Raw genomic sequence first — 12567 nt, 5'->3', positions numbered from 1 at the left:
CTCAACATTTAAATTGGGCATCATCATAAAGTAAGGTTGATTTCCGTTCCAACTAGGCGCTTTCCTGGGGGCGTCCGATGAGCCGCTTCACTCGCGTTGCTCGCTCCAGGGTCTCATCTGCGACGCTAATCCCCAAGGAGTGCCCAGTCTCCACTCCAATCAACTAATATACTGGAATACGTTTTAATAAATATTATCCCAACTTTCGATGATGAGCTCATGGATATAGATCAAAGGGTTATCACAGAACGTCGTGCTAAATCCTTAGGTATTTCTATGAATCATACATACTCTTTAAACTTTTCACTCTAAAAAGAAGATAAAGCGGGGGCAGTTTAGTTCTCCCCCGCTTTGCTTGATCAGATGACCATATCCGTCCATTACTTTTCTAAAAGCTCTGCACCCCAAGAATCTTTAACTTCGATTCCTAAATCATCCGCTACTTTTTTATTGATTACTAGTTTTAAGTTTTGTGGGTATTGTGCTGGCATATCAGCAGGTGTTGCTTCTCCTTTTAGAATCTTCACAGCCATTTGACCTGCCTCGTAACCGATGTCAAAATATTCAAAACCATATGCAGCTAAGCCACCACGTTCAACAGAGTCAAGCTCCCCTACAATAAGTGGCAATTTATTAGCATTCGCTACATCAATAACAGATTCTAAAGCAGAAACTACTGTATTATCAGTAATAATATAGAATGCATCTACTTTACCGATTAATGATTCCGTAGCCAGTTTTACTTCCGCAGAAGTTGACGCAGATGCCTCAACAACTGTTAGGCCTTGCTCGCCCATAACTTTTTTCACTTCTTTTACTTGTGCTACTGAGTTTTGCTCACCAGCGTTGTAGACCATACCAACATTTTTGGCACCAAGTTCCTTTAAGAAAGCCACTGTTTTTGAAATAGTATCAGGATGTAAATCGATCGTACCTGTTACATTTTTTCCTGGCTTCTCCATAGATTCAATGAGTTGTGCACCAACAGCATCTGTTACAGAAGTAAAGATAATTGGAATATCGCTAGTTGCTGTCGCTGCCGCTTGCGCAGACGGTGTAGAGTTAGCAAATATTAAATCTACGTTTGCACTTACTAGATTGTTTGCAATCGTTGTGTTAAGACTGTTATCCCCTTGAGCTATCTGTGCCTCGTACTCAACTTTTAAGCCTGATTCTTCAATTGCTTTTTTGAAGCCTTCAGTGGCAGCATTTAAAGATGGATGCTCAACAATTTGAGTAATCCCGATTTTATATGTTTTGTCATCTGCATTACCGCTCTCACTTGCATTATTCGTTTCTTTTCCTTTTGAATCAGATGAACTAGAGCCACCACTACCACAAGCAGCAAGCATTAAGACTAACCCAAATAACAGGAACGAAAGCTTTTTTAAATTGCATTTCACAAATAATCCCCCCGATTATTATCTCTGATATTCATCACACTTCATCCAAACGAAGTGTGAACGTATCGCTATATTATCGTTATTATCGAGGTTCGTCAACAACATTATGAATGTTCTGACTTTTAAAATTGACATAATATTTTAGTTTTTCTTTCAATTCGTCGCTTTAAACCGCTAAACTACGCTGTTTTTACAAATTGATTGCTTTTTCTAACATAATAAAAAATTTTTTGACAATTTTGCGAAGTATTAAGGAGTGAAGGTAAAAATACTCCTAGATGCGGGAAACTTCTGTACCTACCGCTACGCTTTCGGTACAAAAAACCTTTTGTAACTGCCGTTGCACTTACGTTACCAAAAAATTTGCTAAAAAAAGTTAAAATTTTTTCTAATTTTAGCTAACTTTTTATCATTCGAAAGCCGTCTAATCATTAGAAAATTAAATCACTTAAATTAAAGGAGAAATAATTATGAAAAAAACAATAAAAAAATCTTGGATGATTGTATCAGCACTAACAATAGGAATGGCTGTCTTCACGCCACATCAAGCTGAGGCAACAACAGCAAAAACAACAAGCGAAATAACTGTTCAAGCTGAGCAACAAATTAAAGGAACGATTAAAAGTGTTTACGGAGATAGCATCTCAATCAAAGGAAAAGACGGTAAAAATTATTATATCGGAATTCAAAATTTTTCAGATGAGCAATTAGAAAAAATGAAGTTAGTAGAAGGTCAAGAAATCTCTGTAGAAGGTAGCTTAGTACAAGATTATTCAGATTTCTACACGTTTAACGTATATAAAAAAGACTTACCTAAAGAAATCACAAAAGCAGATCTAGCTAAATTAGAAAAATTGTTTAATCAAATGAAAAAGTTAGAAAAAGAAGAGAAATATGAAGAAGTAGAAAAAATTAATCTTGAAATGGATAAAATCACAAAGCCGTATATTTTAGCTAGCTGGGTACCAGTATCCTTCGAAGAATTCATGGAACAGTATGGATTTGGTGAAAAAAATATAGTTATTAAAGAAAAAGATAAAAAGCAGCTAAAAGATATTTATCAACAGTGGATTAAACTAGAGAAATCTGGTAAAGAAGAAGCAGCACAAACAAAATTTGAAGAATTCCAAAAGGTTCTTCAACCTTACCTAGATGCGCTATATCCACCAGTACCATTTGAAGAATACATTTCAGATATAGATGTAGATATTCCTGCTGAAGCTTTACCAAAACTAAAAACTTTATACAAGGATGCTCAAAAAGCAGATCAAGATAAAAATGATCAACTATCTGAAAAGCTATGGGGTGAATTCGATGAAATGATTCATCCTTACATGAAGCCACTTAGCTTTGAAGATTACATGTCTAACTTTGATTTTGAAATCAAAGCAAAAGATAAAGCGCAATTAAAAAAGCTTTATGAAGAAGCAACAGCTCTTGATAAAAAAGGTGACTATGAAAAATCTAGTGAAAAATGGGTTGCTATCGACAACATTTTAAATCCATATTATGAAGCAAATAAAGAAATTCTAATCTCAGCTTCTAAAGTAACAATAAACGGCAAAGTTTACCTTACACAGCATAAATAAGTAAAGGCTTTCGGGCTAATCCTAAACGTCATTAAAAAATGATTTATGGGATTAGCCCCTTTCTTTTACTACGCGGATCCTTAGATTTTTTATTAACACAACTGCTACAGACTTAAGTATTTCAATATAATATATTTCAGAAGTCTTGGTTATGCAGATGTTAGTACAATAATAACAATTTTTGTTTTACACATGACTCTTTACAAACTAGCATAAACATTGATATGATTGCATTTGCTTCACGTGGTTCGTAACCATCCCACGCAAAAAAACTAAGGAGAAATTAATATATGAAAATAAAATTTTTAGCAACGAGTGGCATTATTGCAGCGCTCTACATTGCTGTTACATTGCTGGTCACGCCATTTGGCTTTACTGAGGTGCAGTTCCGCATATCGGAAATGTTCAATCATCTAGTTGCCTTTAATCCCCGCTTTGCCGTCGGGATTATTATTGGTGTATTTATCTCTAATATATTTTCACCTCTGGGCATCTACGATTTAGTTTTCGGTGTAGGGCATTCGATGATTACACTTGGACTGTTCATTCTTATTTGTAAATTTGTCAAAAATATTTGGGCACGTTTAATCATTAATACATTGTTATTTACATGCACAATGTTCATCATTGCTTTTGAATTGAACTTAGCTTTAGAGCTACCATTCTTCTGGACATGGTTAACTGTTGCTGCAGGTGAATTTGTGGTCTTAGCGATCGGTGCACCTATTATGTATCTATTGAATAAACGCTTAAACTTCAAAAATTTGATTTAAAAGACGGATCTTTTTAGATTCGTCTTTTTTAATTCTTGACAATATTCTGAAAATATTTTACAATTCTTTTCAATAAAACATGCGATGAAAAAGAATAGTAGCAAGTAGTAGTACTTGTAGAGAGCTGATGGTTGGTGTAAATCAGTAGTACCTACTTGTGAATGGACTTTGGAGCAGCCTTATCAAATGTGAGGACGAATTTACTCCCCGTTACCGGAGTACGAAAGCGCGCATTTTTTTTGCGAATGAAGGTGGCACCACGGTTACTCGTCCTTTTTACAGAAGGATTGAAGTGGCTTTTTTTTATGGAAAAATTAGAAAAGAGGAGTCGAGAAAAGATGAGTACAGTAGCAGAGAAAAAAGGATATTTTGGTGATTTTGGCGGTAGCTTTGTTCCTGAGGAGCTTCAAAATGTATTAAATATTTTAGATGAAAATTTCCAAAAATTTAAAGACGATGAAGATTTTAATAAAGAGCTAGATTATTATTTCCATGAATATGTTGGGCGAAAATCCCCACTTTATTTTGCTGAAAATTTAACAAAACAATTAGGTGGCGCGAAAATTTATTTAAAACGTGAAGATCTCAACCACACAGGTTCACATAAAATTAATAATGTCCTTGGACAGATCTTATTGGCAAAGCGCATGGGTGCTAATCGTGTTATTGCCGAAACAGGTGCAGGTCAGCATGGTGTAGCCACTGCAACTGCTTGTGCAATGTTCGGGATGGATTGCACAATTTATATGGGCTTAGAAGATACAAAGCGTCAAGCATTGAATGTGTTCCGTATGGAGCTTCTTGGCGCAAAGGTAGTAGCTGTTGATAAAGGGCAAGGACGACTAAAGGATGCTGTAGATGAAGCATTTGCTGATTTAGTAGAAAACTATAAAACGACTTTCTATTTACTAGGTTCTGCTGTTGGACCTCACCCATTCCCTTCAATGGTGAAACATTTTCAATCAGTCATTAGCCGTGAAAGTCGCGAACAAATTTTAGAAAAGGAAGGAAAGCTACCAACAGCAGTACTCGCTTGTGTCGGTGGCGGTAGTAATGCGATCGGTGCGTTTGCAGAATATATTGCAGATGAAAACGTTCGCCTCATCGGGATTGAACCAGATAAGGCTGCATCATTAAATGAAGGAACGCCAGGTGAATTACACGGTTTCAAATGTTTAGTACTACAAGATTCGGAAGGCAATCCCCTACCAACTTATTCGATTGCCGCTGGACTAGATTATCCAGGAGCTGGTCCGGAACATAGCTATTTAAAAACAATTGGTCGTGGAGAATATGTAACGGTGACAAATGAAGAGGTGCTTGAAGCATTCCAAGTGCTTTCAAAAGTCGAGGGAATTATCCCTGCACTTGAAAGCTCTCACGCAGTTGCGCATGCACTAAAGCTTGCTCCAACATTATCTCCTGATGAGAGTATTATTATCAACATCTCGGGCCGCGGAGACAAGGACGTAGAACAAGTATTCCACATGTTAAAGAAATAATGAAATGAAAGAGCGACTTCCGTTTGTGGAAATCGCTCTTTTGACTATACCAATGAACTTAATTTCGGATAAATTTCTGCCACATTATCTCGAAGCTTAGCTTTTAGGAATTTCCCAACCGATGTTTTTGGAATTTCCTCTAAAAATACAACATCATCTGGCACCCACCATTTTGCAAATTGACTTTCTAAAAATGCAAGAAGCTCCTCGTCGGTTGCTGTCTTTCCTTCCTTCAATACAACGCAAGCTAGCGGACGTTCTTGCCATTTAACATGCGGAATTGCAATAACTGCTGCTTCCAAAACAGCATCATGGGTCATTAACGCATTTTCTAAATCAACTGAGGATATCCACTCCCCTCCTGATTTAATTAAATCCTTTGTACGATCTGATATTTTAATAAAGCCATCCTCTGATCGCACCGCAATGTCCCCTGTATATAACCAGCCATCTCGATAGGCATCAGCCGTTCGTTCATCACGATAGTACTCGTGTGAAATCCATGGACCTCGTAAACGTAATTCACCCATTGTCTCTCCATCCCATGGTACTTCTCCATTGTCATTAATAATACTCGATTCAATACCAGCCATCGTCATTCCTTGCATAGCTCGCGATTCAATTTTCTTTTCAATTGGCCAGTCTTCCATCCAAGACATATAATTTGATAATGCTACAATCGGTGTTGTTTCAGTCATACCATATACAACAATATATGGGATGCCATATTGCTCTTCAAATGTACGAATAAGACGGGTTGGTGAAGCAGAGCCACCACAACAAATGGCACGTAGCGAACTTATATCTCGTTCACGCTTCTCTTGTTCTTGCAACGCCCCAATCCAAATTGTCGGCACTCCAGCTGTTAATGTAATCTTCTCCTGCTCCACTAAATCCAAAATTATTGCCGATGTAAATTGTGGACCCGGAAGCACCTGTGTCGCACCTACATTGACACTTGCAAACGGTAGACCCCATGCATTTGCATGAAACATCGGTACAATTGGCATCACAACATCACGCTCGGAAATGCCCATTGAATCAGACATACTCAGCATCATACTGTGTAACACTAGGCCTCGATGTGAATAAACAACCCCCTTTGGATTTCCTGTTGTAGCACTTGTATAGCACATTCCAGCGGGCTCATCTTCCCCTAAATCCTCTAGGAATTGATAGTTTTCATCTGCTGCTGCCAATAAATCCTCATATGATAACGCATTCGGTAATGTCGTTACTGGTAAAGTATCCTCATCCGTCATAATAATATAATGTTTCACTGTTTTAAGCTCAGGCGCAATGTTTTCTATGATTGGTAACAAATCAACATCAATTATTAAAATCTCATCTTCTGCATGATTAATAATATAAGTTAAATGCTCTTCTGATAAACGAATATTCACCATATGCAAAATAGCACCAGAACACGGTACCGCAAAATAGGCCTCTAAGTGGCGATGCTGATTCCAGGCAAAGGAGCCAATCTTTGTTCCCCTTTTCATCCCCAGCTTTGTTAGCGCATCTGCTAAACGACGTGTCCTTTTCGCCCACTCTCCATATGTTAAGCGGTGAATCTTCTGTGGGCTCGTTCGTGAAACAATAGTCTTTCTAGCAAAATAACTTTCTGCTCGGTTAAAAAAGCTTGTTAATACTAACGGCGTCTGCATCATAAAAACCATCCATCCCTTCGTCTTGTGAACTGCCTCTCCATTACCTTTGTGAAATACTAATAAAAATATAATTGAATACTATTAATATTCTGAATATGATTATATTTGAAAATTATAAATTAAGCTATATATTCCAATATTTTTCTTTTTATTGTTAACTTTTTCTAAAAATACTTATTAGCATAACGTGTGATTGATTTCCGTTCCGACTGGGCGCTTTGAGCTGTCGCTTTGCTTTCGCTACAGATAAAACATTTGCCGCTGACGCTTCGCTTTCGCGCAGATAAAACATTTGTTGTTGCTGTCGTTGCACTTTCGCACAGATAAAACATTGTTGCTGTCGTTGCACTTTCGCACAGATAAAACATTTGCCGCTGACGCTTCGCTTTCGCGCAGATAAACATAGTTGTTGCTGTCGTTGCACTTTCGCACAGATAAAACATTGCTGCCGCTACGTTAGCACTACGCTTTCGCACAGAGCAAAGCTTCCTGGGGGCGTCCGATGAGCCGCTTTTGTTGTTGCTGACGCTTCGCTTTCGCACAGATAAAACATTTGCCGCTGACGCTTCGCTTTCGCGCAGATAAACATTGTTGCTGCCGCTACGTTAACACTACGCTTTCGCACAGAAAACATCCGCTTCGCTGCAGGGTCTCGGGCCAAAAGGATGTTGGTCACGAAGGCGTTATCACAGGACGTGATGCTTTTAGCCTTCGTTCCTCTATCGCTAATCCCCAAGGAGTCGCCCAGCCTCCACTCCAATCAATTTATATACACGGTATACATTTAAAAATGTCATCCCAACTTTTAGTATTGCCCGTAAAAATAAAAAAGACGAAGAAAACTAAATTGTTTTCTTCGTCCATTTTTTCAGGAATATTTATGAAATGGCCTTTTTGTGTAGTTTGATTTTTAATTTTTCTAGCATATCAACTGTCATTTTTGCTAAATCATACTGAGCTTTAAAGCCCCATTCTTTCTGTGCCGCTTCTATATTTATAGAATTTGGCCAACTATCTGCTATCGCCTGACGTACTGGATCTACATTATAATCCATACGGAAATGTGGTAAATGCTTTTTAATCTCTGCCGCAATTTCAGATGGCTCAAAGCTCATTGCAGTTATATTAAAGGCATTGCGATGTATTAGTTTGCTACTATCCGCTTCCATTAAATCTACAATAGCCTGCAATGCATCTGGCATGTACATCATGTCCATGTATGTGCCTTCTTGAATATAAGATGTATACTTACCTTGCTCAATCGCCTCATAGAAAATCTCAACTGCATAGTCTGTCGTACCACCTCCAGGAGGCGTTACATATGATATTAACCCTGGGAAACGTACACCACGAGTATCTACACCAAAACGATTGAAATAATAATCACATAATAGCTCTCCAGCTACTTTATTTACCCCATACATTGTTGTTGGGCGTTGTAATGTATCCTGAGGCGTATTATCCTTCGGTGTCGTAGGACCGAACGCGCCTATTGAGCTCGGTGTAAAAAATTGCAAGTTTAACTCACGCGAAACCTCTAGCGCATTCATTAAACCGCCCATATTTAAATTCCATGCTAGCAATGGATTTTTTTCTGCTGTTGCTGATAGTAACGCCGCTAAATGCATCATTGTATCAGCACCAAAATCCTTCGCTAACTCATGCATTCTTTGTCCATCCGTCACGTCCAATACTTCAAATGGACCCTTAATATTTTCAAGCTTCCGAACATCTGTCGCTAACACATTGTCCTCTCCATAAATACCCCGAAGCTTTTCTACAAGCTCAGAACCTATTTGACCAAGTGCTCCTGTAACCATTATCTTTTTCATTTCTCCAAACCTCCACCTGTGAACAATTGTACTTCTGTAAAGTACATTAATATATAAACAAACATTGATTTAATAACACTTTTGATGATTTTTATTATAAAGTGTTCACATTAAAAACACAACCATTATCTTTTTCATTTCGACAATCCGAACACAAAATCCCTTACTATCAGTATATGAGCCCTATATAATATTGTGCTGATAAAACAAACAAAATACATTTGTATACCTGAAATGTACAAATGTCCGTTTTTCGCATAGCAACACTATTAATTTGTTGGTGACATCTGTTAAAACATATGCTCCGCCATGTAGATTAGTTGATTGGAGTGGAAGCTTGGCGACTCCTTGGGGATCAGCGATAGAGGGACGCAAGTGAAGCGGCTCATCGGACGCCCCTAAGGGAAAATCAACCATACGTTATGGTGAGGAGCCAAAAAAAGAACCTTTTTTGTATACATTTACAAAGAAAGGTCCAATTATTCTTATTAAATTGAGAAACGCTTTACCGCTATTTGTAAAACTTTTGATACCCTACGTAACTCTTGAATATAATCATGGAATTGCTGTTGTGCGGTTAATTGAGCAGCTGTTAAAGTAGCTACATGTTTAGTTGATGATGCATTTGTATCTGAAAATGACGTTAACATGACCGCATCCTCATTAACCTTTTTCGTATGATTGGCAATCTCTTGCACGGTTGCAGATACTTCCATTATATACGGCTTAATTGTATGTACTTTTTCTAAAATTTGATCAAAGCTTGTTGCCGTATCCCCAGTTACATGTACACCCTTTTCAGTTGCGGCTAACACGCCCTCCATCATTTGCACAGCATAGTTTGAATCTAAATGAATGTTTTGTACTATCGACGTAATCGTTTGTGTTGACTGAACTGTCTGCTCCGCAAGCTTACGTACTTCATCGGCCACCACCGCAAATCCCTTACCATGCTCCCCTGCTCTAGCAGCCTCAATGGATGCATTTAAAGCTAGGAGGTTTGTTTGTGCAGTAATTTTTTCAATCACCTCGACCATTTGATCGATCGTAGATGCCCTTTCTACAAGATTAAAAATAGCTGTATTCGATTTTTCAACTGCACGCTTAATCGCCTGTATTTGTGTTAAATTTGCTTGTACAATTTCCGTACCACTTTCTGCATCACGTGCCGTTTTATGAGCAAAATTTTCAACAACCTGTACTTTTTCTAAAATTACTTGGACACCATTCAGCACCTCCTCTAGAGAAGCTGTATTGGAAGCTAATTTTGTTGTAGAAGCAGCTGTTGAATCTGAAATGGACTGCACATCCTTTGCAATTTTGACTGTTGTATTAGACGACTGCTCTGAGGATTCCTGCAGCTTTCCAGACATTTCTTCTACCTCATATGCACTATTTGTTACTGTATGAAGTAGTCTTTTCACCTCTGTTGCCATTTGATTGTATGACAATATTACCTCGCCAAGCTCATCCTGTGCCACATAGCTGGCATTCGCTGTGAAATCCCCCTGCTCTGCACGCTTTAATAGTGACTTCAATTGACGTGTTGGTATATTGACAGCTTTCGTTGCTATTAACCCTATAAAAATCACTAACAGAACAACAAATAAACACACTCCACCCAATAGCCAATAACCGAATTCCACATCGTCCTGATATGCCTGTTGCTGTTCCTTAGACCTTTGGACCAAATAGCTTTGAGTTTCTTCTAATAATGTATGACTTTGCTGGCTTACGGATAAATATGACTGAACATAAAACTGTTGTTGTTCATTTTGATCTAATTGTTTATAGCTATCAACCAGTTCTATCTGCTGTGCTAGTAAGGACTTGTATTTCTTCACCTGGTGATCCATCTTTTTATCAACTTCTAGATTTTCTAAATAACCTAAAGGCTGCTCAACCTCTTTAAAAATGGCTGTCATTTCTTGATAAGTCCCAGCTGAATCTACTAAATAATCTAATTGTCGTTGTGATTCCTCTAGTTCATTTAACCATCCAATCGGTACAAGCCCTTCTGAATAGCTTTCACTTGCATGCCATGACATTTTCCGTAAATAATCAACACTAAAAACACCTAGCAATACATTCGATAGTACACAAACAATCATTAGTACTAGTAGCTTGTCTTTCACCATTATGTATCGAAAAAAACGCATGATCCTTGGCTCCTTCTCCAACTCTTACCAATAATCATAGTATGAAGATGTAAAGCTAGTGTTATGTTTTTGTAAAGATTGCACGAAGAGTTTCTAAATTATCTCAACAGAAAATTATTATATTTAACAACACATCCCGTTTCAGGTGTTCATGATTAATCGTTTTTTTCTTTAACACACTTGTATCTCCAAGCACCCCCATTTGACGAGCCCAGAAAAAAACGAAACTTTATGCTGGTAATCCACAAAACTACTCAAATAGAATCAAATATAAAATTAAATAATTAGTAAAATCAGTTTAAGATTTTTATTTTTTGTAATAATCATTTAACTCGCAACCTTCTGTATATTTCTATCGTTTTCTATTAATAGTTTGGTTTTAAAGGGAGGTGTTAGAATTAAATAAATTAGATAAAAGTTTAGTCGTTAGCTTAATGTTACTTTGCATCATTAGTTGTCTCTTTGTTCATTCCAGTAGTACGGTGTTTGAGCAGTATACAAGCTCGTTTATTATAAAGCAGTTTTTTTATTATCTAATCGGGTTTTTAATTATGTATGGAGTAGCGACGCTTGATATTGAGCAACTAAAAAAGATTGGCTGGCCATTTTATTGGGCGATGGTCGTTTTAACATTTGGCTTATTTATTGCACCCGAGAGTATAGCTAGAACTGTAAATGAGGCGAAGCGTTGGTACCAAGTTCCAGTGTTAGGATCATTCCAACCGTCAGAGTTTTTAAAGTTCGCGCTTTTAATCGTTGTGAGTAAGGTCATTGTTGCACATCGAGAGAAATATGTGCGCCCTACCTTTTTAACAGATATGCGGCTTCTCTTCATAATTGCTGTTATCACCCTTCAACCTACGCTTGCTGTTTATAAGCAGCCTGATACGGGCATGGCAATGATTTATATGTCGATGATTATACCGATGATTTTCTTTTCAGGTATACAAAGAAAATTGCTTATAATCTTTACTGCCATTCCAGTTTCAATTCTCAGCGTTGTGGTTATTCTTTATGTAAAATTTAATGAATTTTTTACAGATAAAATATTAAATAAATTATCAGGGCATCAAATTTCTCGCATTTATGGCTGGTTGCAGCCTTATGAGCATCTGGATTCATCTTATCAAACTAGGCAGGGATTTTTAGCAATAGGTTCAGGAGGGTTTACTGGTAAGGGATACATGAACAATAATGTCTATGTCGTAGAAAAGCATACAGATTTCATTTTCGCAAACATCGCTGAAGAGCTCGGGTTCATTGGAGGGGCATTTGTCATTGCTCTTTTATTTTTTGTCATTTACCGTATTGTTCTCATTACAGTAGAAGCAAAAGACCCATTTATGACGTTGATGGGAGCAGGTATCTCTAGTTTATTAGCCTTCCAAATTACACAAAATATCGGTATGACAATTGGACTTTTACCTGTAACAGGTATGACATTACCATTTTTAAGCTATGGCGGAAGTTCACTCATATCAAATTTCATGTTAATGGGCATTGTTATGATTATCTACAATTCTTATAGTGGCTACTTATTTAAAACAACAAAAGAGTAAGTGAAGTTGTGTATGAATGACACTTTTCTAACAGGAGGAGCGTTGTTCAAACTCATACTGCCTCGCCTTTCTTGTGCTAT

The 12567-nt window shown here is 37.5% G+C and carries 10 protein-coding genes, 1 riboswitch and 1 other annotated feature; of the genes, 4 read left to right on the top strand and 6 right to left on the bottom strand.

Annotated elements, in window-relative coordinates; all coding sequences use genetic code 11:
* Nucleotides 1-380: 380 nt before the first annotated feature.
* Nucleotides 381-1403: an ABC transporter substrate-binding protein gene (locus BFJ97_RS13765; RefSeq protein WP_068985222.1), complete on the bottom strand. Its 1023-nt coding sequence runs from the start codon at nt 1401-1403 to the stop codon at nt 381-383.
* Nucleotides 1404-1873: 470 nt separating this feature from the next.
* On the opposite strand from BFJ97_RS13765, the gene BFJ97_RS13760 reads away from it, so the two are divergent.
* From BFJ97_RS13760 to trpB, 3 genes are all read left to right on the top strand, one after another.
* Nucleotides 1874-2992 (top strand): hypothetical protein, encoded by a 1119-nt coding sequence (locus BFJ97_RS13760; RefSeq protein WP_068985221.1) that lies wholly within the window; start codon nt 1874-1876, stop codon nt 2990-2992.
* A gap of 237 nt (nt 2993-3229) precedes the next feature.
* A riboswitch (PreQ1 riboswitch) is annotated at nt 3230-3274 on the top strand.
* Between the two features lie 8 nt (nt 3275-3282).
* Complete coding sequence (locus BFJ97_RS13755) at nt 3283-3765, top strand: QueT transporter family protein (protein ID WP_068985220.1); 483 nt, start codon at nt 3283-3285, stop codon at nt 3763-3765.
* A gap of 75 nt (nt 3766-3840) precedes the next feature.
* Nucleotides 3841-4043 (top strand) — a binding site (T-box leader).
* Between the two features lie 60 nt (nt 4044-4103).
* Nucleotides 4104-5267 (top strand): tryptophan synthase subunit beta, encoded by a 1164-nt coding sequence (gene trpB, locus BFJ97_RS13750; protein WP_068985219.1) that lies wholly within the window; start codon nt 4104-4106, stop codon nt 5265-5267.
* A 44-nt stretch (nt 5268-5311) separates the two neighbouring features.
* Here trpB and BFJ97_RS13745 read toward each other — a convergent pair whose 3' ends face one another.
* From BFJ97_RS13745 to BFJ97_RS13725, 5 genes are all read right to left on the bottom strand, one after another.
* A complete protein-coding gene (locus tag BFJ97_RS13745) occupies nt 5312-6937 on the bottom strand; it encodes a long-chain fatty acid--CoA ligase (protein WP_068985272.1) in 1626 nt (541 codons plus the stop codon).
* A 164-nt stretch (nt 6938-7101) separates the two neighbouring features.
* The gene (locus tag BFJ97_RS13740) at nt 7102-7413 is read right to left on the bottom strand and encodes a hypothetical protein (protein ID WP_068985218.1); all 312 of its coding nucleotides are present in this window, start codon (nt 7411-7413) and stop codon (nt 7102-7104) included.
* Nucleotides 7389-7673 carry a hypothetical protein gene (locus BFJ97_RS13735; protein ID WP_068985217.1) on the bottom strand — a complete coding sequence of 95 codons (285 nt, stop codon included), beginning with the start codon at nt 7671-7673 and terminating at the stop codon, nt 7389-7391. The genes BFJ97_RS13740 and BFJ97_RS13735 overlap by 25 nt, the downstream gene beginning before the upstream one ends.
* Before the next feature lie 142 nt (nt 7674-7815).
* Nucleotides 7816-8769 carry an L-threonine 3-dehydrogenase gene (locus tag BFJ97_RS13730; protein WP_068985216.1) on the bottom strand — a complete coding sequence of 318 codons (954 nt, stop codon included), beginning with the start codon at nt 8767-8769 and terminating at the stop codon, nt 7816-7818.
* 488 nt (nt 8770-9257) lie between these two features.
* Nucleotides 9258-10928 carry a methyl-accepting chemotaxis protein gene (locus BFJ97_RS13725; protein WP_068985215.1) on the bottom strand — a complete coding sequence of 557 codons (1671 nt, stop codon included), beginning with the start codon at nt 10926-10928 and terminating at the stop codon, nt 9258-9260.
* A gap of 389 nt (nt 10929-11317) precedes the next feature.
* Here BFJ97_RS13725 and BFJ97_RS13720 point away from each other — a divergent pair, with 389 nt between their 5' ends.
* A complete protein-coding gene (locus BFJ97_RS13720) occupies nt 11318-12487 on the top strand; it encodes an FtsW/RodA/SpoVE family cell cycle protein (protein WP_083227043.1) in 1170 nt (389 codons plus the stop codon).
* Nucleotides 12488-12567 lie beyond the last annotated feature (80 nt).

It is taken from the genome of Lysinibacillus xylanilyticus, from assembly GCF_001708185.1.
Classification (GTDB): Bacteria; Bacillota; Bacilli; order Bacillales_A; family Planococcaceae; genus Lysinibacillus; species Lysinibacillus xylanilyticus_A.
Note: the sequence above shows the minus strand (reverse complement) of the source record. Positions and strands in the feature narration are given on the sequence as shown.

What these genes read in the sequence shown, in the direction of transcription:
- BFJ97_RS13730 (WP_068985216.1), bottom strand. Translation starts at nt 8,769, where the DNA reads ATGAAAAAGATAATGGTTACAGGAGCACTTGGTCAAATAGGTTCTGAG.
- BFJ97_RS13755 (WP_068985220.1), top strand. Translation starts at nt 3,283, where the DNA reads ATGAAAATAAAATTTTTAGCAACGAGTGGCATTATTGCAGCGCTCTAC.
- BFJ97_RS13745 (WP_068985272.1), bottom strand. Translation starts at nt 6,937, where the DNA reads ATGATGCAGACGCCGTTAGTATTAACAAGCTTTTTTAACCGAGCAGAA.
- trpB (WP_068985219.1), top strand. Translation starts at nt 4,104, where the DNA reads ATGAGTACAGTAGCAGAGAAAAAAGGATATTTTGGTGATTTTGGCGGT.
- BFJ97_RS13760 (WP_068985221.1), top strand. Translation starts at nt 1,874, where the DNA reads ATGAAAAAAACAATAAAAAAATCTTGGATGATTGTATCAGCACTAACA.
- BFJ97_RS13725 (WP_068985215.1), bottom strand. Translation starts at nt 10,928, where the DNA reads ATGCGTTTTTTTCGATACATAATGGTGAAAGACAAGCTACTAGTACTA.